The organism is Paenibacillus sp. ICGEB2008 (assembly GCF_000307675.1).
Lineage (GTDB): Bacteria > Bacillota > Bacilli > Paenibacillales > Paenibacillaceae > Paenibacillus > Paenibacillus polymyxa.
The window spans coordinates 123,998-146,990 of record NZ_AMQU01000007.1 but is presented as its reverse complement, the minus strand read 5'-3'; the positions used below and the strand labels follow the sequence as shown (position 1 = coordinate 146,990).

Below are 22,993 nucleotides of genomic sequence, written 5' to 3'. Positions count from 1 at the left end.
AGTATGGTTATTTCTGTATTCTTTAATATTCTTGATATTGTTCATAATTGGCATAACTCCTTCTCATTATGGAATAGAATACTGGTGTGATGACAACTGCTTCAAGAAACAGCCCAAATATTAACCAAGGATAAAAATCTAGTGCGATGGCCATGAAAACAAACACTATACTTAAAAAGATAGCTTGTAATCTGCATGCTCTTCTGAACTTCGGATCTACCAATGGATTGCACTCCGTATCGGCCGGAGCGTATCTGACAATCAGAATGATAGAAAGCAGACAGAGCGTCGCCAAAAAAAAAGCGGTTCCATTCTACTTCCTTTAAGAGCCAGGGAACAAACACAAAGGTCAGTAGACTGACCCAGGTGCAATGATGCGACTTGCGAGCATGCCAGCCAAAGGACTTTCGCCGGACCACTGTATAGGAAAGCAGCATCGCAGCCGTTTCGGCTAATACACCGAGCAAACAGGCACTGATCAATACAAGAAGTATTTTTTCTGTGCCAGCCAGTATGTTCTCCAGATAATAAAGCACATAAGCACGCTTCTCCGCTTCCAATTCTTCGTCTTGAAAGTATTTATCAACGATCCACGTTGACAATTGATGATACAACGCCACCGCCCCTCCCTAACTTAATTGTGCGGGAAGCTGGAATTGAACATAATCACGATATTTATCATGCCAACTCATTAATTCGTGATGCGTGCCTACCCCCGTTACTTCTCCTTTATCCAAAAAGATTATCTGGTCCGCTTTGTAGATGGTTGACAAACGATGAGCGATAACAATGGTCATTTTATTCTTGGAGAGAAGCTTGATTACATCATGGACGAGCTGCTCTGACTCGCTATCCAGGTTGGCGGTAGCTTCATCAAACAGCAGAATCTCATGGTCTGAAAGCAAGCATCTGGCAATCTGGATTCGCTGCTTCTGTCCCCCCGATAATTTGACTCCCCTTTCTCCAACAAAGGTATCCAAACCATCCGGTAATTGATAAATTACCTCCTTCAAGCCTACTGTATCAAGAGCCGCATAAATCTCATGGTCATCCGCGTCTCTGTTTAGGCCATATACCAGATTGTCTCTCACTGATCCTACCAGTAAGTCACTATCCTGCATAACATAGGATATTTTGCGACGCCATTCTTCTGTCCTAATCTTATCCAAATATACATTATTGTAATAGATTTCTCCATTATATTCTGAGTAAAATTTCTCTATTAAAGAAAATATTGTTGTTTTTCCCGAGCCGGAAGGCCCTACGATCGCTGTAGTGGTACAGCCTCTGAAGGTTAACTCCACGTTGGATAATACCGGTTGGCCCTGGTTGTACGAGAAAGAAACATTGGCAAAATGCAGGATATCCGAATTCTGATCATGACTTTTCATGTCCGGCACACTGCCTAACTTTTCTTGCTTCTCATCTCGCTGGTTATATATGGTATAAATTTCCTTACTTGCTCCCTTGGCCTTTTGATACTGCGAGAAAAAACTGCTGAGCTGGGTCAGAGGCGAAACCATTGTAAACAAATAAAAGATCATGGATACCAGAGTACCTGTAGTGATATGTCCAGCGGCAATGCCGGCGCTTCCATACCAAAACATTCCTACCAAAGCTAGCATGATGATAATTGTGACAATCGGCTCAATGACAGCTGACAATATTCCCTCTTTGATGTTCAAGCGAAAGATACGTCCAAGTATCTCCCGAGTATATTTCATTTCAAGCTTTTCCGACGTCGTCGCTTTAATGAATCTGATGTTATAGAGAATTTTGGATAACTCACCGGAAAAGTCTGCGGCTGCATCCTGTGCCTCAACCGCTACCCTATTCATCCTTCTTCCAATGGGATAGATTAGTAGCGCCGTTATAGGAATCAGAGCAACGAGTACACTCATTAATCTCCAATCCAACACAAATAACATGATGATGCAACCAGTGACCATCAGGACATCAGCCAGAATAGAAGGCAGAGTGATAGCTAGAAAATTACTTACAATAGCAAGGTCGTTCGTCATTCTGCTGATGATTTTGCCGTTCTCGTTGTTATCAAAATAATTAACCGGCAAATGGATAATTTTTTCCCAAATTTTCAGTCGCAGTTCCTGAAAAAACTTGCTCCCCACATATCTGAGGAGCAGAGAAGACACGGCGTTTAAAATCCCTCCGGCCAGAAACAGCGAAATAAGCACAGCTGCGGTCTGGATCGTCAGCTCCATAGCTGAGATCTTATCGACAAGCTTGCCTGTCATGATCGGCAATACTAATGAAAAAGCGGCGGAAATCAGTGTAAATACGATGCTCCAAGCAAGCGCAAGCTTGGGCCATCTCGCAATTTTGATTAACTTCAGCAAGGAATGGGCCGTTTGTTTTTCTTCACCGATCTTTTTATATGCCGTGCTCTCCATATTCAATTCCATTATGGCTTAATCACCTATTTCTCTTTGTGATTTTCGTATTCTAGCAAAAACTTCATTGCCATTGTATAGACACCTGCGGCTATCGCTACCATGACAATATAGGAGAGCGACAGCTTGGTTCCTATCCAGTCCGTTTGGTTGCTTAACTGGAACAGTAAGAAGCACACGGCGCTTCCGGCAAGAAACTCCAAAGAGTAGGAGAATTTCCGCCCTCTCTTCAACCTATCTAGTATAATATCCACTATAATTACAGCGGATGTAAGCATAAAAGAAATTTTATACAGCATAATCTTATCTTCAGCAACAATCTGCTGATCCTCAAAACTTGCAAAGTATCTGGCCAAAATTGTACCGATTACTAGGTATAATACGACAACTAGCACATTTATTCCGACACATTCGGCTGTGCTGTAGGTAATAGTCCCTTCGCTTCGTTGAACCAGGGTCGCTGCCAAGCTTGAAATAAACAGGACCAGAAACCAAATATAAAAATATGCATCCAGTTGAAAAGAGAGAAAATCGGTAATCAGTCCCACCATGACTGTAATAATTTCTTTTAATAAAATGAACATTACCGTCTCCTCCTGTTAGCTAAATACCAGCATCTGCTTCCATGTACTCAAGTTCTCATTATCACAGGTCAGCAGTGTCAGCAATACACCTGCACATCCATCGAGCAGCCCAACTTTATCGAGAGATAACGGATCATCGACGCTTCCCTCAAGGTCTATAAAAGGTACTCCCTCACCAGTATTTCGATATGATAACAAACGATGCAAAAATTCATCCTTAAACGGCATGGCTGCCGCACGGCTGAAATGGTGCTGAATCAGGACCAAGCCTGCATAGCCGTGACAGATCGTCGGTGAAATTACCTTTCTTAGCGAATCTGGTCTGGAGTAGACGGTATTGAACAATTGCAGAGCCTGCTGCTGCAGTGCTTTGTCCTCCAGGGCCAATCCCAGCCGGAACATAGCCACAGAAGCTCCCGGTGTGCCGTAACACCATGCATCTCTGTGATAACCTGGATTCCGACTAGTCTCTGCGGATTCATCCGGTGTGAACATATTAGGTATGACAAGGGTGCCGTTCCACTCCCTGATACTTCCGTGTAGAAAAGTCTTGGCAACTTCCAGTACTTCTCTCAATCCAGTTAACGGGTAGCGGCGGAGATGTGCAACGGCCAGCAGATTAATGGCTCCTGTAATTCCGTGCGCCATGCCAAGATTATAATAAATGGTCTGTTCGGGAAGTTCCTCGAAATGTCTCAGCTTGCCTACAGCATCCGTAATCAGTTGAAGTATCTTAAGGAGCACTGCATCCAGCTTCCCAACGTATCTGTCCTGGCGTTCCTTAACCTCCATTAATGTAGCTGCAATCCCCGTCCAGCCTGAAATCAAATCCAAGTCGCTATCCTCAATCAAAGAGTCTTCCAATTTCCCTCTTGTCTCCTCATAGAACTCCCCGTAGCTGCTAAGAAACATATCCAGCGTCTGCGAGAGCACATTTGTATATCTTGTTGAACCTCTTGAACACTCGTTGAACAGATAAATAACGCCTGCTAATCCGGTATACAGTGACAATGAATGGAACGGTATATTACCGATTAAACGCACAATCTCCTGATTGTACTTGAAAGCAAGCGCAGCCCACCCTTCCCCCGGGTAAACTTCATCTAGCTTATCCAGAAGAAGGCTGATCCCGGGGTATCCTGAAGCCAGCGATATCAGCTCCATTTCAGGGTAATCATGCATGGCGTGCTTCTTGATTAGCAGGGTTACAGTATCTATATCTTTGTAAATTTCTGCGCTTTGCCTGACTATTTCAGATAAATTTCCCGGGACTTGTTTGACCGCCATAAGCTCCTCCTCAATAGGCAACATGATATTTGCTTACCTGTAAATAATCTTCCAAACTGAAGTAGCATAGGTGTAGGGCAAGCTCTTCTTTTTCCCGGTCCAGGCCGAACACTCTGTTGCAGAACATGTGCATGATGCTGAACATAATATCATCGTAGTAATTGGTTCTGTCGTCAGCTTCCCGGATAGCCGTGAAATATGCAGCGTATTGCCGCAACCTGTCGTCTTTATCGCTTGCTGGCATGGATATGGAACGGGTCTGTTGAATCCTTTGGAATAGCGCTTCTTTGTGTTCCCGGTACTCCTGTCTGAATTTCTTTGGATCAATAATCGCAGCCATAGCCTTCAATTGATCTTCTACCAGCGGATACGCGCAGTTCACAACCTCAAAAAGTCCGGTGCAGCAAAATAACATCTGATCGGTTGCATTAATTGACCTCTTCCCTGCATAATAGCCTGAAACTAGATAAGAATCGATAGCAAATAACCTCTCCGCTTGTTCAATGAAGGCTGTGCCGCCATACCGCAAAATTTCAGGCCGGTAAGGAACAACCGAATAGGAACTAACCAATCCGGACGAGGTTACAGTATTCAGGAAATCAAAAACATAGTTCAAGGCCGTGAAACGCTGATGCTCTACGCTTCCCGACATTTTGCACCTTAGCCTGATATGCGGCTCCTTATCTGCATACTGGACAAAAAAAAACCTGGTCAATGAAGTACTCGGCGCTATTGTCCATGAATGTCTTAAATGCACTGCCCAGCAAATCGGTTAGCAGTTCCTGATTGTAATATACCTGCAGGGATATCCAATCCGAACCTGGATAATAAACAGCATTCACCGAAGAACTCAGCACTTTATTTAAGCTTTTATCGGTAGCCTGTGCAGACAATCTGTCTATCGGCAAGTACTGAAACATCGGGCTTTTGCAAAAAAATACGCACTCCTCCATATACCGGTTAACGGAAGCGAACAATTCTTTCTCCGTCTCCATAATAACAGCCGCCTTGCCTTCCGGATTCCGCGTATATTCTTTGTGCAAAAGCTTTCGATGATGATGGCGATCCAAATCCAGCAATAGCTTATTGTCCAGCTCCACCAAATATACATATCGCGGAATGTTATACTTTATGATCCAATCCTCCAAAAAGGCCAAAAACTGTTCTTCGCTCTGGAGCCGTTTATCCGCATATAATGTCCATTTTTTAGGGCAGATGATGATATTTTTATAGGTTACTCTCGGTGTAAAAGAAGAATCATAGAGATACTCCTCCAGATGGGACCATCCGGTCTGATACTGCAGATTAATATCATTCAGAAACCGGATCAGATAAGGCGCCAGCTCTGTATTGTACATGCTGCTGAGTTTGGGAAATACCAGTTCGCCTGTTTCCCTGTGCTTCAGATAAAAGTATCCCGAATCCTCCACCCCTACCAGCAGCTGGGAAACATCTAATTTCCGATTCTCGGGAAACGTGGCCATATCCATAGATTGGTCTGGTGTCGGGCCTGCCGTCATAATATTAGTTATTTTGGGACTGAATGGGTAAAATGAGATTTCAGCGCCGCTCTCCCCTGCTTTCTGATCCTTCGGGTTCCTGACAAAATTGAAGATTTCATCACGGCTATCCTTGTCAAACATGTAGGCAAATCTTCCGAAGCTCTGACACGCTTCCAATGATCCGGCTCTGTTGTTTAAATAAAACGTAACTTCACCTTGCTCATTCTCCATGCAGGAATAATACAAATCGAACGAGACATGGACATTCTCCAGACTCAATTCAGACAGCTGTTGGATTTTGACCTCGTCAAGCACGATATCCGAATGATTGACAAGCGCTTCGGTCTGCCACTCCGCAATTAGCGCCTTAAGCTGTCGGAACCTGCCTTCATCTTTGTGCCTGTACTTATCTCCGTTCTGGTAGTGGCTCTTGTACTCTTCAGGTTTGCCGAGCCCCAAGGTCTTACTGAACAACTGCAATAAGGGCACTTCTTCATATACTCCGTACTTCTCAGTAAATTGCTGACGATAGTCGGAAAGTGTATCCTCTTTCCTGTACGTAGAAAGCATGCTCAATATTGAAGCTATTTGGGCCAACGATTGCCTATCGCTGTCCGACAATAGAATTTCATTTACCTGATTCAGTCTTACGTCTATTTTGACCAAGTCGCCCTGATAATCGGGAAGGATAAGCTGGACTAGTTTTCGGACAGCCTCAATGCCTTCGCGTTTGACCGCAGCAACTGTAATGTCCTGAATGGCTTGTCCAACTCTCTCCAAAATATCTGAGTAATATGCTGCCTTGGGAGCAGCAAGCAGCTTTAGTGTACGTATCAGATGCTCCAGAGGAGCGGTATCCCGAGGATTGGGAATCATCTCACTTACTAAAAAGCCTTGTTCTATCAATTGCTGCAAAAAATCTGTGCTGATCGTGTCATCCACGCCGAAGGCGTCTTTTATAGCTTGCATAAGCTGCAGAAAAGTCTGCTGCTCTTTATCAAGGATCTTCATGATGAAATCTATGACCGGGGTTTTGAGAATAGATATATTTTCAGTGCTTCGTTCCTCCTGATCTGCTGCAAACAGAGTCTGATAAGAGATGACGAGCCTGTGATGGTCAATGTAAGAGGTGTTATTTACACTCAGTCTCAATTCATTGCGGACATCCGCATCCCCATGGAAAAGCCCTATTAAGCGGTAAATTAGGCTATAATCCGGAGTTGCCCAGACGACATGTTCCCCGGCGCCTCCCGTTTTTCCAAATCGGGAAATGCCTACTCCCGCGAACAGTCCAAACGGTGTTGGTCTACAAATTGCCCGCGAAATGAACTTGCTTAGACTTAGGATAAGATTCCGCTTTTTTTTGGACTTCAATGTTCTGCCTTGTTCCAGGCTTTGCAGTGCAGCGTAGGTCGAGGGGCTGGAGACATAAATGGAATCTATCAACCCCTGCTGCTGAACGAACCGTACAAGTCTGTCAAGGTATTCATCATCATCTAGTTGTTCATGATCAAATATCTGCGTATAATGCTCCATGCCAAGCAACGTTTTCCGGTACATGTAATTTTCCGAGATTTCAAAGTTCTCCAACATGCAATCAACCTCTCATCTGTCTTAAAGCACGAATTGAACCGGCAAGGCTTACTTCATAATAATTCCGCTGAACATCAATCAGTCTCGCGCCTTGACGGAGCAGACACTCCATTTCTGTGCGTCCGGCATTCATCCCCTGCGCGATAAGCTCTCCGCTAAGAGAGGCAACAACTCCGCTGAATAAGGCGCTGGCAATACTCGTACCGATACCCACTGTGTATGCTTTGTCAAATCCCAGCACTTCGTATAAGTAATCCTCTGTGTCGAAGCTCGATTTGGCAACCATTACCCAATCATTGTTGTAATTGATTTCATACTCATCACCACTCGGCGCAAAAAATTGATCGTTGAGCGTATTGCTGAACCCGGAGATATCCCCGTTCTTATTAGTTGATCCAATTGGGTATACTCCCTTTAAATTCGCAGGTACTCTGTACTCCTGCGTAATATCGCGTCCATCGTTTCCTGCGGAACAGACTACCCATATGCCTTGCGCATTGGCGCAGTCAACCAAAGCCTGAAACCTATTGAACTCGAATAAGTCGACCTCATATTCTGTACGATAGCTGACGTTGATAATTGGATATCCTTTAGCAATACCCTCTTCCAGCGCTCTATACAACCATTCAAGCTTGCTTATTCCTTTTTTGTCCGTAATTTTGTAGACAACAACCCGAGCGAAAGGGCATATCCCCTTCAATATATATTTGCCGGTAACAGAGCTAACCATTTGTGTACCATGCCCGACGTAATCGCTTATACAAGGCTCATAAGGTACAAATGACTTGCATTCTGCCTCAACTAGATTACCTTGGATCTCTGAGTGGGATTTATCGACGCCTGTATCAATAAACAGGATAGTAAGCGGCTGACCAACAGTTGCACCACAACTAAAATGATCGGTCAGCCGGGCTACATGCCAATTATATATATTAGGTTTTATCATGCAATCTCCATAATGTAAGTAGGGGTAGCCCATTTCACTACCCCTGACTTACGAATCGCTTATGAATTATTTACAATTGGAACAAGAACCGGTACAGATACAGGTAAGAGTTTTACATACTGCTTTGGATACCTTAATGGTTGTCTTGATGATTGAAGCTTGTGGGCTAAGCTCACTGGCCTCATAGCTCTTTCTTAAATCAAGGTCAAACATTTGATCTACTTTCATTTTCCTCTTCCTCTCTAAATTAAATTCTAATAAACATGATTTCAGTGGTACCCCTTAATCATGTTTATTGTGAGTGACTGTATGTCATATCTTGCTGTCGATGAATAAAGAATATATCTAATTCTCCCGTTTTTTAAACTTTATTCCTAAAAGGTATTCCAAACCTCCTAAATTGCAGTCATTTTGCTTCCCATGCGGCATGACAAAAAAAATACCGACACAGAGCGGAACGATTGACGCTTAGAGCATGACGGATGCTTGCAAGAATCCGGTATGTTCCTATACAGGTGTCTCGTATAAGTCGGCTGAAGAAGAGATGCTTAGCAAAAAGCGCTCGCCCTATGTTTACGATACGCTGGATCTTGTGGACGAACTGCGATTTTTTTCAAACAGGACATGACTGTAAAGGAATTGACCGACGCACTACGTGTACACGGCATCTCATAAGTTGACCCGTTTGAGGCAGCTCTTGCTGAAATGGAGAATAGGCTTGGTGTTTCCTTCTCTGATTACTTGGTTTTTTCAAGAGGATCCTGAAGAAACAAATAAGGTCGAAGAACGGAACATGAACCGTGAGACTTTTAAAATTCTCACGAATATAAGCTATAATCGACAATTAATTAGCCATAACCTTATGAATTGTGGCTTATTGATTTGTCAGGAGTGAAATTAACCTATGAATATGGCAAAGATGTATTCAATGTTTATGTCTACCATATCGCCAATTCACTTCTGTAACTTCGATTAATGAGGCTGGATCTTACATATAAATGAGTCGAATCTCTTTGACCCGATCCCCATCTTTTTATCCGAATATCCCCATGCTCAGATAACGCTCTCCGGTATCCGGGGCAATGCAGAGTACCCGTTTGCCTGCTCCCAAACGCCGGGCTTCCTGAATGGCCGTCCATATTGTAGCCCCACTGGAGGGCCCGACGAGAATCCCTTCCTGAGCAGCAATCGCCCGTGTCATCGCAATCGCATCCTCATCGGAAACCTGTATGATTTCGTCATACACTTCCGTATTCAGCACGGTGGGAACAAAGCCCGGACTCGTTCCCACCAGCTTATGCGGACCGGGTTTTCCCCCAGATAGGACGGGCGAACCCTTGGGCTCGACCACAACAATCCGCAGATCCGGCAAATGCTGGCGCAGCACTTCACCTGTACCCGTAATGGTACCACCCGTTCCCGAAGAAGCGACGAACACATCCAACCGCCCCTCCGTCTGCTCCAAAATTTCAAGTGCCGTGGTTGTACGATGGATATCAGGATTTGCTTCATTTTCAAACTGATGCGGGATAAAACTCCCTTCAATTTCTGCCCCCAGTTCGAGAGCTTTACGAATCGCTCCTGGCATCCGTTCTTCCGCTGGTGTCAGTACGACCTCAGCCCCATAGGCTTTTAAAATATTGATCCGTTCCTTCGTCATATTCGAAGGCATTACCAAAATCGCACGGTAACCTCGAGCTGCCGCATTCATCGCAAGACCAATCCCCGTGTTGCCACTGGTTGGCTCAATAATCGTGCCTCCCGGCTTGAGATGTCCCGCCTTTTCCGCCTCGGCAATCAGATTGCCCGCCGCCCGATCTTTAACACTGCCGCTTGGATTAAAATACTCCAGCTTCACATACACTTCCGCATCCTGCGGTCCTGTGAGCCGTTGCAGCCGCACACAAGGCGTATCTCCGATTAAGTCCGTAATACTATGTACCACTTTAAGTGTCATTGTTATATCCTCCCCGGATCATTCCTTACAACGTCATTTCCTATCTTCATATCATACTACCACCAAAATAACATAATTGGCTCCTTCCAACCTGTCGCTTTTGTAAATTACACAAACCTTATCAACTTAGTATGTAAAATTCTTGCAAAATGGGTCGCCAGATGTTGCCTGGAATGATATACTCGCATTACTATTTTTTCAGGAGGATACAAGAAACTTATGAGTACTCAAGAAAATATGACAGCTAATCGCTTCCCCCCCTCCTTGCTATGGTTAACCCTTGGTGCCTTCGCCATCGGCATGACCGAATTCGTCATTATGGGACTTCTGCCCAATGTAGCCCATGATCTTCATGTTACGATTCCGCAAGCCGGGCAATTAATCACCAGTTACGCGCTTGGTGTGGCCATTGGCGCACCTGTGCTTACTGTATTAACCCATAAGGTTCCGCAAAAAAAGCTGTTGTGTCTGCTGATGTCCATATTCATTTTAGGCAATCTTTTTTCCGTCATTGCTCCTAACTACGAACTGCTGATTGCGGCCCGTATGGCTACTGCGTTATCGCACGGAACCTTCTTGGGAGCAGGTTCCTTGATCGCTGCCCGGCTGGTTCGTGCTGATAAGCGGGCAGGAGCCATCTCTATGGTGCTGACCGGATTGACCGTGGCGAATATTATTGGCGTGCCCTTTGGCACCTTTATCGGGCAGCAGCTCGGCTGGCGCGCTTCCTTTGGAGCCATTGTTGTGATCGGCTTGATTTCTCTCTTCGGTATTATTCGTTACATTCCGGTGATTCAGCAGGACAAACCTTCCAGTCTCAAGCAAGAAGTCAAAAGCCTGTTTAATCCAAAAGTGCTGCTGATGCTGCTCACAGGTGCAGTTGGCTGTGGTAGCTTGTTCACTGTCTTTACGTACATTACGCCCATGCTTACGGATATTAGTGGCTTTGCCGAACACAGCATTACCTGGATTCTCGTCCTGTTCGGCCTAGGTGTCACGATTGGCAACATCGTTGGCGGCAAGCTCGCAGATTGGAAGCTGCTTCCGTCCTTGGTTGCAAACTATGCTGTACTGGCCATTATTCTGGCCATTCTGACGTTTACGCTTCAAAACAAGGTACTGGCCGTGATCACTGTCTTTATCTGGGGGATTGCCGCATTCGGCATCATGCCGGGGATTCAGGTTCGTATCATGAATCTGGCCTATGAGGCTCCTTTGCTAGCCTCTACCTCCAGCCATTCCGCATTGAATCTAGGCAACGCAGGCGGTGCTTTTATCGGAGGAGTCGTTATTAACCAAATGGGGCTACCCGCCATTCCATGGGTTGCATCACTCATTACTGTCGGCGGTCTGCTGCTGATGCTGGTCAGCTACATGATGGATCGCAAGACGGCTCATACTGAAGCGATAGCAGAGATACAGTCATAAGAAAAAGGACTTTCGTTCATTAGAGCGAAAGTCCTTTTTTTTATGGTCTAAATCCACGCATCCTGCCTCGTCGTTCAGCTTAACCAACCATCAAAAAAGTCTCGGTATCCCTGCTTCATCACCTGACTCGAAAACTGTTCCATGGCGTATGTCTGATTCTCCGCAGAAACCCGGCGAGGTGAAGCCGCAGCCATATTGACCAGCTCGAACCAGTTTTTCTCATTTCCTGAAAAAGAATGCGTAGAGCTGATGTGCCCATAGCAAGGATGCTCCGGCTTGACGACGATTTTCCCCATGGCTAGCGCTTCGGTCAGCGGCATCGCGAACGTGTCGAATTTAGAGCAGCTCCAATACACCTTCGCCGTATTCATCAGTGCAAACACCTCGTCTTGCGTTAATGCAAATTGAAGTTTTACATTGTCCGGGATGTCGTACTTCTTCATGCTTTCCTTGTAGCGTTCACCGCCAAATACCATATAGACATCCTTATCAGGATTATGCCGCGCATACTCCAGTACCAGATCCGGACGCCGATTCTCTTCATCTCTACCAATCCACATCACCCGGTTCTCCACCACTTGTGAGGGATCAAAATGCTTTTCCACCAACCGCTCATTAAATCCGATCGGGATGACTGTCACATCGGTTACGCCAAACTTCGAGGCCATCTCCTGCTTGAGAAAGGCAGTCTGTACGATAGCCTTGTCCACGATCTGATAAAAAGGCTTCATCATCTCATAGCCTGTCAGTGCCGGGTCTGGAAAACTATGTGGAAAGAGTACACTGTTTTTGAAAAACATGTTCAAATAGGTAAAACCAGATACCGTATAAATAACGTGCTCAATCTGCTGCTCATGGAGTTGGTCCAGTACGATGTCATAATTGACTAGGTCACCCTTTTCGTGCTCATAGCCCGGAAGCCAGTCATGGCTGCTTACATGGCGCTCCGGTGATACAAATACGATATCCACTCCCAGTTCCAATCCGATCTGCTTCAGACGTTCTGCAAAAATACGAGGACCCTGCGCTTCAGCAAATTGTATTTTTCTCATGACCAAACCGACTTTTTTCATGGATTTATTTCCCTACCTTCTTTGGCTAACTATATAGAATCTAGGCCTTAAACCGACTACTTACATGGTTGGACTTGTCCCCAATCCATCATCGCTGTACATTGGTTTAAACAAGCTAACGTTTCATCCAACTGGGACTCTAATTGTTCTTTTGACCATTTGTTGCTATTTCTATGCAGCTCCGTTTCAATCCTTTGCAAATCACTTGTGATTAGTAATAGCATCCAAAGCGAAAATACCACAGCAAACATACCATATTCCTGTATAAATGCCGTTCGATCTACCTGTATCCCCAACAGCTCCAGCTGTTCCAGATAGGTGTCCAACATACGAATACGCAATTTAGACGTCATGTGTCGGGGGAATAACGGATGGGACATGTCGATCAGGTGATATACATCCCACAGCGGTGTGTTTAGATGAACATGCTCCCAATCCAATACCTTTAACTGCTCCCCACTCAGCGCATAGTTCCCCGGATGAAGATCACCATGAGACAGTACAAGCTGGTGTGAAAAAGATAGATGCTCCAGTTGTGCATAAATACGCTGCATGTGTTGCTTGGAAAAACCGAGTGAGCTGCAAAGCTCTAATATATCTGGCTTGCGTATGTGCAGCTCGGAAACCATCTCCTGGATGAGCGGCTTCGGTCCACGCAATGGCATCCCGGCAAAACGACCCGGCGGCAAAGCATGCCACCTTGCGACAAATCCAACAGCTTGCAATAGGGTTTCATCTGCATGTAGATGATGTAACGGACCAAGATCCTCAAACACCATCCATTCTCCTCCGCCATCTGCGTCTGTATCGGAACAAGCTAGCAATTGGGGATAGATGGGTGATAATGCTGGAAGCACATGCTCATACACCCATCTCTCCCGTCCCTTCTGATCATCATTGGTCAGGGGTTTAAATATATAACTTTCAGAGGAGGACACGTAAAAACGTTCCACATGTCGGCCATTCGTACCTGTATATAAAATTTCACGACTGTGCACCAGCGTATCATTTAAAGTACCGTCATGACTCACATATTGATGAAATAGATTCATAGCCACCCAACTTTTTTGTATAAAATGTAATAGCACGATCATAACATAGTCCTCGTTCTGAACGAAGCCCAGATCATCTTAGGGTTAACTTAACATACCAAAAAAGGGGCATGTCCTATCAGATCATACGACCTGTTGGACAGCCCCTTTCCTATCGTACTCCTATCCTACGCTAACGATTAGTATTTAGTATTGCCGGACTCGCTCGTATTGCCAGATTTAAAACCTTTGAACAATTGTTTTACATTATGATAACGAGTATTCGTAATTTTAGCTTTGCTGTTAGGACCGTCCGATCTGAGGATCGAATCCTTGACGTTGGAAATATCCGAGTTATCCAAAGTCATATTCACCCTAAACGTAGAGCCCCCAAGTTGGCGAACCAGCTTACCGATATCATCGGCTCTAAAGTTTTTAATGTTAATCGTGCCTTCGGCATTGATTTGGAATACTTTATCATATGCATGAAACGCTCCACCACCTGTAATGTTCACCGTGCCTGGTTCTTTAAGCGTCAATGCATCTTCACCGACATCCTCCCACGTTACGTTGGAAATGGTGCCATTGCCATATACATGCACACCATCCGCAGCAGGTGCAGCGATGATCACATTTTTCAGCGTTGCATTATTTTCTAGCTTAAAGATAGGCTTTTGAGCCTCTTTCTGGCTTCCATCTCCCAAGGTGTCGGGGTCAGCCACTACGGTCTTGCCTTTACCATCGTATACTTCTCCAGCTTTAACAAGTATGGTCTTGTGAACGACCTCTGGAGCTGCATGGGCAGAGTAATTGCCGACAAATAACGCGATTAACATACCGGATAAAGCGATACTCATGCCCTTTTTCAATACTTTAGCTGTGTTTGTTTTCATTTCAATTCATCCCTCTCCTAGATCGTTTTTTATTCTTATCTCCAATTCTTCGTTGACTAGAGCGTAAGCGCGTAGACCGTATCACCACCTTCGTACAATGAACCCATTGACCGATACATGTCCGTAAAGTGATATTTAATTATTTGCATATGTATACTTGGTTTTTGGTTCAAAGTAGCTTTCTTTTTTATAAATTAAATCAATCACAAATTGTAAATAGAGCGATTACATTTACAATTTTCATAACTCTATTATATTCCTACTTCCAATAATTTCAATACGTTTTTCGGCAAAATATGTCCTTTTTTTCAATTAAGTACACAATATTGCCTCTTTTATACTTGTACAAGTTTGTTTTTCTTCCATTTACGCATTACATAACACTTGAATACCTAGTTTTTTACCTGCTGTTCTATCACTCCATTGGTAATCAGAGTCTCTTTTATCGTATACCTCATTGCTGATGTGCTCTATACTATTGAATGACACGGTTGATGAACGTATAATGTATTTAGTGCTTTGAAGCGTTACATCTCAACATTACTGGTGAGAAAAGAGTGGTTATGTGCAAAACAATAGTGAGATTCCATTAAAAGAACAAAATATTGTGCTCATCGGCTTTATGGGCGTGGGCAAAACAACGATCGGTTCCCATCTAGCGCGCAAGCTGTATCGCGATTTCGTGGATATTGATCAGGAGATTGAACAAGAGTACAACATGCCTACAACAGAAATTTTCAAAACTTACGGAGAGAAGCGTTTCCGTGAGATTGAAAAAGAGCATATTTTGAAGTTGTGCAGCAATACGCGTCTTAAAATCATTTCTGTTGGCGGTGGCGCGTTTCTACAGGAAGAGGTGAAGCAGGCTTGTTTGGCTTCCTCCATTGTGTTCTTCTTGGATTTAAATTGGGATTCCTGGAAAGATCGGCTCAAGATGCTGATTGACACCCGCCCTAATCTGCAAAACAAGACGTTAGAGGAAATTGAAGATCTTTTCCGTTCCAGACAGGACATTTACGCGGTGAATCACTCCAAGATCGATACCGATCAGTTGGATGCGGAAGAAGTCGCAGACTATATTATTCAAACACTGAATCTGGGTTGGGAATTGTATGAACCTACTCGGGGATTGAATTAAGCATTACAAAAAGGAGGACCCCAGCATGCTTATCGCATGGGGTCCTCCTTTTGTGTTCACTATGAATTCCTTGCTCGCTAGTGGGTAGTAATTGCATCTCTTAAGAGTGGCTATGCAGCACCTGCAATATTTCTCTCAGTTCAGTGACAGGAATCTGTCCCGGTGCAGAAGCCTTCTTGGCAGCACCAAAAGTCAACGCTGAACCAAATAGCTCTCCGGTCAGACGGCTCACGACACCTTTTCCCGCCATCGACATCGTGATAATCGGCCGATCCGCATACTCTTCTGCCATGGTGCGTGTGGCGTCCAACAAGGTTAGGACGTCGGCTGTATTGGTTGGCATCACCGCTATTTTAGGCAGATCGCCGCCTAATTCCTGTGCCTTACGCAACCGGGACACAATTTCCTCCTTCGACGGCGTCTTTTGAAAATCGTGGTTAGAAATAATCACATACACATTATGCTTATGTGCCGCTTCTATCAGCATCTTCACATCAGCTTCCTCATTAAAAAGCTCTACATCAATCATATCTACTTGTCCCGTTTCGGCTATTGTACGATTCAATTCTACATAGCTTGCCGCACTGATTTCCTTTTCTCCACCTTCTCGGGCGCTACGGAACGTAAATACGAGTGGAATATTGGCTAAAATAGACCGAATCTCATGTAAGGCAGCCTTTACCTTTTCCAGCTCCTCCACATGCTCGAAAAAATCGACTCTCCACTCTACGATATCCAGGTCGAGTGTACGTAAATGGGCAGCCTCTTCCTTCAACTGCTCCAACGTTTCTCCCACCATGGGGACACATATTTTAGGCGCTCCTTCACCGATCCGTACATCTTTTACCTTTACGATTTTTGCCATATCTATCTCACTCCCCAATTACAGTTTCAAGTCGAACATTCACAATAATTCATAGTATAACGCATTCTGAATAAGCATGCAGATGATTAGGTTCAGTCGCTAGTTATTTCGTATCCAGTACAATTTGAGGAGACAATTCTCGTTTTGCAGGAAAAACGACACTGTAACGAAAGTTAACAAACACCGCCAGTCCGATCCCGAGCACATTCACGATAATAGCCAGCATAAACACACTGGAAATCTGAGAATGCTTCAAAAGAAAGCCTGTAAACACGGGGATGAGCGTATAGGATAGCGAAGTTGCGGTATAAATAAACCCGGTAATCTGTCCTTTTCGTTGACTAAAAATTTCACTCATTACGGTTAACGTCAGCTGAAGTACACCCGATATGGAAAACCCGATGACACTCGCACAGATAATGGCGGCAGCCCCTGATTTGAAAAGAAGAAGCGCTCCAAAAGCCAACAAGGAAATACAAGGATAAATAAGGATGATATGAACAGGTTTAACCCATTTTCTCAACACAATGACCAATACAAACACGGAAACCAGCGAACCCATATTGTAATAAACTAATAGTCTGAGAGACTCTGATTCCGTCATGCCGATAAACTGTTGTCCAAACGTAGGCAGCCATAACTGCACAATATACAGCAAAGTAGGCCCCGTAAATCCAAGCAGAATAAGACATACACCTTCCTGCCAAAACCGCGGTTTACTCGCATCATCTGCCTTTAAATTTCCTGTCTGCTCGGCACTAGATACAGTAGTACCGCCACTTTGCTCCTTGGTGGGCTGTACCCGCATGTCTGGAAACTTCATTCTGAACAAGTAGACCGCATTTAATGCAAATATCAATGCTGGTATAAAGAAAGAGAACCCGTAAAAAATATCGTGATTCATAAAAAAGATAATCATTAGCGGTAAAAATGCCGCCCCAATGGATATAAAACCTCTCACCAACACTGTAGCCGAACCAGAGGATTGGGGGAAAGCCTCGATCAGAGCCGGATAAGTACCTGAATCAAGAAAAGAATTCGCTACACCTGCCAGCACAGCCAGTACCATCGCCATCTCAAAGGTGGGACTCAGTGGTATACCGACCAAAAATACGGCCATCAGCAGCCCTGCGGCCACAATGAACGGTTTGCGACCATAGCGGTCGGAGAGCACGCCGGATATGTACAGCGTAAACAGTCTGCCAAATCCCATCGCGGAAACCAAAAGGCTAATGCCCGCCTGATCTGTATGCAAATGCTCTGTTAAAAAGGACATGTGCGACGCCAGTATAATATTAAACATGCCGAACAAAAGATAGTTCACATACAGACCTGTCGCCACGGGAGTAGAAGAACGTTTCATCATGAAATCACCTGCTTTTGTAAGTAAGTCTTGTAGTATCAAAACGTGAATCATTTCACATTGCTTGTGTCGATGATGAAGTATAGAACACAATTTAAAATTTATCAAGTTTAAATATTGCGAGACTCCAGCTTAGACACGCTGATGCGTTTTCAGATAAAACTCCTTGCCATAACTTAGGGCAAAGTTCCGAAACTCTACTACTGCCGGGGATAAATATCTATTTTTAATGCTGGCTAGGTAGATAAAACGTTCGTATTCTGGATTTACAATAGGCAATGTTTTGACGTTAAAATAATCTAACGATGAAATGCGGGGCATAACTCCGATCCCGTAATTAATAGACACCAGCCCAGCCATTGCCGTATCTTCTTCAATCTCACAAATAATCTGTGGCGTAACGCCTGCCTTGGCGAACAAATTTTCAATAATGGGCCGAACCCCACTCTTTTTGTTGAAGAAGATCACCGGGTAATCCGCTGTATCTTTGAGGTCAATTTGATCCAGAGAAGCCAGCGGATGATCAGGAGAAACAATGACCACCAATTCCTGCTGAGCCAGCGGAATAAACTCTACATCTGGTTCATTTTCCACGTGAGAGCAGAACGCCACGTCATAGTGTTCCTGCTTCAGGCCTTGAATAATATCGTTCGTATTCCCTTGGTGAAACGAAAAGGAAATGTCTTTACGGGCATCCAGAGCTGAAAAGGCTTGGATTATCGCTGGAATGAAGTGTGAACCTAACGTGTAAATGAACGCCAAATCTATATTCCCATGGCTTGGACTCACTAATTCCCGTAAGTTATACTCCCCCTTTTCCAATTCATCCATCGCGTGCTCCACATACTTCAGAAAAAATCGCCCGTATTTGTTTAGCCGAATATTCCTCCCCTGCTTTTCAAACAGATGAACGCCCAAATCCTTTTCTAATTCTGAAATCGCATGACTTAAACTGGGTTGAGTGATACATAGCCGCGCAGCTGCCTGGGTAAAATGCTCCATCTCTGCAAGTACACGAAAATATTGTAAGTGCTTCAGATTCATAAGGATGTACGCTCCCTCTTTAATTCATATTTTAAATTATAGATTCAAACTATGAAAAACGATAAAAATATGCATTGGATTTATAATAACACCCCTTATATAATTAAGACATAGACATTATGTGAATATTTTCACTTGTTTGTGGGCGCACTTTAATAGACCTGGACGATGCCTATCTAGGCCATTGATCTAAAATTTAAGTTGGGAGTTACACTTATGAAAAATCCTTATATCAGAATGGCAACAGGGCTTTATATCAACTATTTTCTTCTGGGTATGATTAATGTTATTCTCTCGTCGAATATGAGCTTTCTGACCGTGCAATTGAACACGGATAAAGCAGCCATCGGCTATCTGGTGTCAGCGATTGGAATCGGTAAACTGCTTGCTCTCGGAGTAGCCGGAAAAATGTCAGATAAATACGGAAGGAAACCACTCATTGTTATTGCATCATTTGCTTATTTAATCTTCCTGATCGGCATTCCGCTTGCACCTAACTACACGTTGGCATTCGTGTTTGCCATTATCGCAGGGCTCTGCAACTCTATGATGGATGCGGGGACTTATCCAGCACTCATTGAAGGGTTCGGAAAAAAAGCCGGGTCTGCAACCGTCCTGGTCAAAGCATCCATCTCGATCGGTGCCATTGTTATTCCGTTCATGATTGCATTTTTTATTAACCACGATATGTTCTATGGATATTCCTTCTTTATTCCTGCAGGAATTTATCTGCTGAACGGGATCTTCTTGTCGATGACCGGTTTCCCCAACCACAAAGCAGAGGAACAAAAGGCTCCAACCGAGACTGGTCAATCAACGGATTCGTTCCACAGCGAGCCCAAGTTTTGGCAAGAAGGTTTGTCTCTGATTATTATCGGTTTTACTTCCACTGTATTGTTCATGATCGTGCAGCTATGGCTTCCTACCTTTGGACAAGAGGCTCTGGGCATGGACAAAGCCAGCGCCATTAAGCTGCTTAGCTACTATAGTATAGGTTCACTAGTTTCCGTTATTTTGTTAGCTGTGGTACTTGGTAGATTCATTAAGCCCATTACCGTCATGATTGTGTACCCGCTTATTGCCCTGCTTTCTTTGCTGGCTTTAATTGTATGGCACAATCCTGTCGCTACTTTGATCAGTTCATTCTTAATCGGCTTGTCCACCGCAGGCATATTCCAAATTGCCCTCACGGTTATGACGGAATTTTTCCGCAAGAACAAAGGAACTACGACTTCTCTCGTGAACATAGCAGCCAGCCTATCGTTCATCCTGATGCCTTTGGCTACCGGGAGCATGTCCAAAAGTCTGGGAATTACCTCGGTATTCATTCTGGATATTGCGATTGCCGTAGTCAGCATTTTGCTGGCCGTGTTTGTTGCTTATCGATATAAAAAAGTGTTTCATTAAACTACACAGATCACTTGGAGGCTTATTATGAAAAATGCTGGACGTATTGACGGAAGAACACAATTAATCGGACTGCTTGCTACACCGATCGGACACTCTTTGTCCCCGGCTATGCATAATCTTGCGTTTGAAAAACTGGGGCTGAACAACGCATATATGGCCTTTGAAGTAGGCAATGAACAACTCGAAGAAGTAGTACGTGGGATGCGCGCTCTAAACATACGCGGCTACAACGTGTCCATGCCTAACAAAACAGCGATCTTACAGTACCTTGACGAGCTGGACGACAGCGCTAAATTTACAGGTGCTGTCAATACCGTCGTGAATACGGATGGTAAGCTGAAAGGCTACAGTACAGATGGATCTGGTTATGTTCGCAACTTACAGGAGCACGGCATTGATCTGAAAGGTAAGAAAATGACACTCGTCGGTTCAGGCGGTGCTGCAACGCCGATTGCTATTGAAGCCGCTCGGGCTGGTCTCGCTGAAATTTCAATTTTCGCTCGTAATGACCAGTTCTTTGCCCGGGCGGAAGAGAATGTTCGTATTATTAATGAAGAGATGAAACATACCCAAGTCAAAGCGAATATCTATGCATTAGAGAATCAAGAGAAGCTACGTGAAGAGATTCTTACAAGTCATATTTTCGCTAACGGTACAGGTGTGGGTATGAAACCGCTGGAAGGTAAAAGTGTCATTGAGGATGTGTCCATGCTTCGTTCCGACCTGATCGTGACCGATGTTGTATACAGCCCAGCCAAATCCAAGCTGATGGAACAAGCTGAGTCTGTAGGTGCAACCGCCATTAACGGTCTGGGCATGATGCTGTGGCAGGGCGCACTTGCCTTCGAATTATGGACAGGACAAGAAATGCCTGTCGCTTATATTAAAGAACAGCTTTTTGCTGATCAACTGTAAGATTGAGAGGCACTACATAACTCAGAAGGACTATGCCCGACGAATGATCATTCCTGTCGGGTATAGTCCCTTTTTATTGTTAAATCATTTCATTAATCCTTATAAGGGTCAAACTCATTGGCCCCAGCCATGCATACCCCGATCGGCTTCAGCACATGCATAACTTCCACGGTCTCGGAATGAGCGTCCAGCACCTCACGCAGTTTGCGGTAGACGAACGGACTCTCATCAGTACCTGCTCCGCGCAGCTCGACACCGTAGTTTCGAACGGCCTCCTTCATCTGTAGGTCCGTAATCTGCCCACCGCTACGCGTACGGGTTTTCCAATTCATTTTACCAGCTGCCTGGGTACGACTCATAATACGCCCTGCACCATGAACTGTACTATAGTAGGAATCCCGATTTTCTACCGAATCTTTTCCACGTACAATCACCGAGATATCGCCCATGCTTCCTCCAATAAAGCCCATTTGACCAGGGGCCGAGGGGGTTGCACCTTTGCGGACCACAATGGTGTCGCGTCCATCATGCTGTTCTTTCCACGCGTAATTATGGTGGTTATGCACCGTAAAGTCCGCTTCAGTCCCCAAAATACCAAGCACTTGTTCTATCACATAGTCGCGTCCGGCATAAGCATAACGTCCGGCAAGGCGCATCGCACGGTAGTACATATCCCCCAGCTCACTGTTCATATCCAGCAGCACAGGCGGCTGATCCATATGTTCTCCTGGCGCCTTTCCAAGGAACTCCCGTCCTGCGGCCAAATTTAGAAACCCGCTTGCTGTTTTGTGACCAAAGCCCCGGCTGCCGAAATGATTGGCAATCCAGACCTGTCCTGTCGCTTCCTCCACAAATACATCAACAAAATGATTGCCACTTCCTACTGTACCCAGCTGTTCTCTCGCCAAGGTCTTCAGTTTATTATGCTCTTGCTTCCCAATCGCTGCATATACCGCCCAATCCGGGTCATCGAACAGCTCATGGTCTACCTGAACCTCATTCACACGACCTACGCCAAACGAAATCTGACGTGCAATCTCATTCATCACGGTTGAAATACGCGGCATAATATCTGCTGCAGACAGCTTGGTTCTTACCGCCTTATTTCCACAGCCGATATCATATCCCACACCTGAAGGTGAAATTTGTCCGTCATATACCACCACACCACCAATCGGCTGACTGTAGCCTTTATGATGATCTGCCATCAGCAGCGCCTGAATCACATTGCCATTTTCGGCACATGTGCGGGCTTGAGATAGTGCCCCCGGATCAGGTGCTCCCCATACGCGTACTCCATTCATTTCTTGATAAGCCATCGTTGTATCCTCCCTTATTTTGCAAAAAAATTATCTATGTAAAATTGAATACTCTACTTTTAAACTTTGGACTGTTAATAGCATTATGTACGATGTACCCGCTTCCGAACAGGGCGTAAGTATTACAAGCACCACTTCAGATGTCTCTCTATAAGAAAGTCCCGGCCCTATAAGGAAATGAAAAAGGATATCCTTGCAGCCAAACAGACTGTAGGATATCCTTGTATGATCATT

The 22,993-nt window shown here is 44.6% G+C and carries 20 protein-coding genes and 1 pseudogene; 4 read left to right on the top strand and 17 right to left on the bottom strand.

Features of this window, described 5'->3' with window-relative positions:
* Positions 1-22 precede the first annotated feature (22 nt).
* The 10 genes and pseudogenes from C400_RS28660 to cysK all read right to left on the bottom strand — a co-directional run bounded on the left by C400_RS28660 (position 23) and on the right by cysK (position 10,280).
* Positions 23-295, bottom strand: coding sequence for an accessory gene regulator B family protein (locus tag C400_RS28660; RefSeq protein WP_442952194.1), 273 nt, complete (start codon positions 293-295; stop codon positions 23-25).
* Between the two features lie 67 nt (positions 296-362).
* Positions 363-536: pseudogene (locus C400_RS28655) on the bottom strand (accessory gene regulator B family protein); the annotation flags it as partial.
* Between the two features lie 93 nt (positions 537-629).
* Positions 630-2,411, bottom strand: a complete 1,782-nt coding sequence (locus C400_RS0105635; protein WP_026065373.1) for an ABC transporter ATP-binding protein — start codon at positions 2,409-2,411, stop codon at positions 630-632.
* Between the two features lie 26 nt (positions 2,412-2,437).
* Entirely contained in the window at positions 2,438-2,995 is a 558-nt protein-coding gene (locus C400_RS0105630; RefSeq protein WP_017426263.1) for a DUF5823 family protein, read from the bottom strand.
* A 15-nt stretch (positions 2,996-3,010) separates the two neighbouring features.
* Complete coding sequence (locus C400_RS0105625; protein ID WP_017426262.1) at positions 3,011-4,282, bottom strand: lanthionine synthetase C family protein; 1,272 nt, start codon at positions 4,280-4,282, stop codon at positions 3,011-3,013.
* A gap of 10 nt (positions 4,283-4,292) precedes the next feature.
* On the bottom strand, positions 4,293-5,039 hold the full coding sequence (locus tag C400_RS27450; protein WP_232795318.1) for a thiopeptide-type bacteriocin biosynthesis protein: 747 nt from the start codon (positions 5,037-5,039) through the stop codon (positions 4,293-4,295).
* Positions 4,963-7,377 (bottom strand): lantibiotic dehydratase family protein, encoded by a 2,415-nt coding sequence (locus C400_RS0105620; RefSeq protein WP_232795317.1) that lies wholly within the window; start codon positions 7,375-7,377, stop codon positions 4,963-4,965. Before C400_RS0105620 ends, C400_RS27450 begins: the two co-directional genes overlap by 77 nt.
* A 4-nt stretch (positions 7,378-7,381) precedes the next feature.
* Complete coding sequence (locus tag C400_RS0105615) at positions 7,382-8,323, bottom strand: S8 family serine peptidase (RefSeq protein ID WP_226888857.1); 942 nt, start codon at positions 8,321-8,323, stop codon at positions 7,382-7,384.
* A 66-nt stretch (positions 8,324-8,389) separates the two neighbouring features.
* The gene (locus C400_RS27445; protein WP_080561132.1) at positions 8,390-8,551 is read right to left on the bottom strand and encodes an epilancin family lantibiotic; all 162 of its coding nucleotides are present in this window, start codon (positions 8,549-8,551) and stop codon (positions 8,390-8,392) included.
* 805 nt (positions 8,552-9,356) lie between these two features.
* Positions 9,357-10,280: a cysteine synthase A gene (gene cysK / locus C400_RS0105605; RefSeq protein ID WP_017426260.1), complete on the bottom strand. Its 924-nt coding sequence runs from the start codon at positions 10,278-10,280 to the stop codon at positions 9,357-9,359.
* A gap of 219 nt (positions 10,281-10,499) precedes the next feature.
* Here cysK and C400_RS0105600 point away from each other — a divergent pair, with 219 nt between their 5' ends.
* Positions 10,500-11,708: an MFS transporter gene (locus tag C400_RS0105600; RefSeq protein ID WP_017426259.1), complete on the top strand. Its 1,209-nt coding sequence runs from the start codon at positions 10,500-10,502 to the stop codon at positions 11,706-11,708.
* A 74-nt stretch (positions 11,709-11,782) separates the two neighbouring features.
* Here C400_RS0105600 and C400_RS0105595 read toward each other — a convergent pair whose 3' ends face one another.
* From C400_RS0105595 to C400_RS0105585, 3 genes are all read right to left on the bottom strand, one after another.
* Complete coding sequence (locus C400_RS0105595) at positions 11,783-12,781, bottom strand: glycosyltransferase (RefSeq protein ID WP_017426258.1); 999 nt, start codon at positions 12,779-12,781, stop codon at positions 11,783-11,785.
* Between the two features lie 56 nt (positions 12,782-12,837).
* The gene (locus tag C400_RS0105590) at positions 12,838-13,875 is read right to left on the bottom strand and encodes a phosphotransferase family protein (RefSeq protein ID WP_017426257.1); all 1,038 of its coding nucleotides are present in this window, start codon (positions 13,873-13,875) and stop codon (positions 12,838-12,840) included.
* Between the two features lie 137 nt (positions 13,876-14,012).
* Positions 14,013-14,705 (bottom strand): pectate lyase, encoded by a 693-nt coding sequence (locus C400_RS0105585; protein ID WP_016819868.1) that lies wholly within the window; start codon positions 14,703-14,705, stop codon positions 14,013-14,015.
* Between the two features lie 565 nt (positions 14,706-15,270).
* Here C400_RS0105585 and C400_RS0105580 point away from each other — a divergent pair.
* Positions 15,271-15,843, top strand: a complete 573-nt coding sequence (locus C400_RS0105580) for a shikimate kinase (RefSeq protein WP_016819867.1) — start codon at positions 15,271-15,273, stop codon at positions 15,841-15,843.
* 100 nt (positions 15,844-15,943) lie between these two features.
* On the opposite strand, the gene aroD is transcribed toward C400_RS0105580, so the two are convergent.
* From aroD to C400_RS0105565, 3 genes are all read right to left on the bottom strand, one after another.
* Positions 15,944-16,708 (bottom strand): type I 3-dehydroquinate dehydratase, encoded by a 765-nt coding sequence (aroD, locus tag C400_RS0105575; RefSeq protein WP_017426256.1) that lies wholly within the window; start codon positions 16,706-16,708, stop codon positions 15,944-15,946.
* Between the two features lie 103 nt (positions 16,709-16,811).
* The gene (locus C400_RS0105570; protein ID WP_017426255.1) at positions 16,812-18,074 is read right to left on the bottom strand and encodes an MFS transporter; all 1,263 of its coding nucleotides are present in this window, start codon (positions 18,072-18,074) and stop codon (positions 16,812-16,814) included.
* 129 nt (positions 18,075-18,203) lie between these two features.
* Complete coding sequence (locus tag C400_RS0105565; RefSeq protein WP_016819864.1) at positions 18,204-19,115, bottom strand: LysR family transcriptional regulator; 912 nt, start codon at positions 19,113-19,115, stop codon at positions 18,204-18,206.
* Positions 19,116-19,331: 216 nt separating this feature from the next.
* Here C400_RS0105565 and C400_RS0105560 point away from each other — a divergent pair, with 216 nt between their 5' ends.
* On the top strand, positions 19,332-20,522 hold the full coding sequence (locus C400_RS0105560; protein ID WP_016819863.1) for an MFS transporter: 1,191 nt from the start codon (positions 19,332-19,334) through the stop codon (positions 20,520-20,522).
* Positions 20,523-20,549: 27 nt separating this feature from the next.
* Positions 20,550-21,440 (top strand): shikimate dehydrogenase, encoded by an 891-nt coding sequence (locus tag C400_RS0105555; protein WP_017426254.1) that lies wholly within the window; start codon positions 20,550-20,552, stop codon positions 21,438-21,440.
* Positions 21,441-21,532: 92 nt separating this feature from the next.
* Here the strand turns inward: C400_RS0105555 and C400_RS0105550 are convergent, their stop codons facing one another.
* A complete protein-coding gene (locus C400_RS0105550; RefSeq protein ID WP_017426253.1) occupies positions 21,533-22,759 on the bottom strand; it encodes an RtcB family protein in 1,227 nt (408 codons plus the stop codon).
* Positions 22,760-22,993 lie beyond the last annotated feature (234 nt).

Coding starts and splice junctions, on each gene's coding strand:
- C400_RS0105635 (WP_026065373.1), bottom strand. CDS start 2,411: ATGGAGAGCACGGCATATAAAAAGATCGGTGAAGAAAAACAAACGGCC.
- C400_RS0105630 (WP_017426263.1), bottom strand. CDS start 2,995: ATGTTCATTTTATTAAAAGAAATTATTACAGTCATGGTGGGACTGATT.
- C400_RS0105625 (WP_017426262.1), bottom strand. CDS start 4,282: ATGGCGGTCAAACAAGTCCCGGGAAATTTATCTGAAATAGTCAGGCAA.
- C400_RS0105620 (WP_232795317.1), bottom strand. CDS start 7,377: ATGTTGGAGAACTTTGAAATCTCGGAAAATTACATGTACCGGAAAACG.
- C400_RS0105615 (WP_226888857.1), bottom strand. CDS start 8,323: ATGATAAAACCTAATATATATAATTGGCATGTAGCCCGGCTGACCGAT.
- C400_RS27445 (WP_080561132.1), bottom strand. CDS start 8,551: ATGAAAGTAGATCAAATGTTTGACCTTGATTTAAGAAAGAGCTATGAG.
- cysK (WP_017426260.1), bottom strand. CDS start 10,280: ATGACACTTAAAGTGGTACATAGTATTACGGACTTAATCGGAGATACG.
- C400_RS0105600 (WP_017426259.1), top strand. CDS start 10,500: ATGAGTACTCAAGAAAATATGACAGCTAATCGCTTCCCCCCCTCCTTG.
- C400_RS0105595 (WP_017426258.1), bottom strand. CDS start 12,781: ATGAAAAAAGTCGGTTTGGTCATGAGAAAAATACAATTTGCTGAAGCG.
- C400_RS0105590 (WP_017426257.1), bottom strand. CDS start 13,875: ATGATCGTGCTATTACATTTTATACAAAAAAGTTGGGTGGCTATGAAT.
- C400_RS0105585 (WP_016819868.1), bottom strand. CDS start 14,705: ATGAAAACAAACACAGCTAAAGTATTGAAAAAGGGCATGAGTATCGCT.
- aroD (WP_017426256.1), bottom strand. CDS start 16,708: ATGGCAAAAATCGTAAAGGTAAAAGATGTACGGATCGGTGAAGGAGCG.
- C400_RS0105570 (WP_017426255.1), bottom strand. CDS start 18,074: ATGATGAAACGTTCTTCTACTCCCGTGGCGACAGGTCTGTATGTGAAC.
- C400_RS0105565 (WP_016819864.1), bottom strand. CDS start 19,115: ATGAATCTGAAGCACTTACAATATTTTCGTGTACTTGCAGAGATGGAG.
- C400_RS0105560 (WP_016819863.1), top strand. CDS start 19,332: ATGAAAAATCCTTATATCAGAATGGCAACAGGGCTTTATATCAACTAT.
- C400_RS0105555 (WP_017426254.1), top strand. CDS start 20,550: ATGAAAAATGCTGGACGTATTGACGGAAGAACACAATTAATCGGACTG.
- C400_RS0105550 (WP_017426253.1), bottom strand. CDS start 22,759: ATGGCTTATCAAGAAATGAATGGAGTACGCGTATGGGGAGCACCTGAT.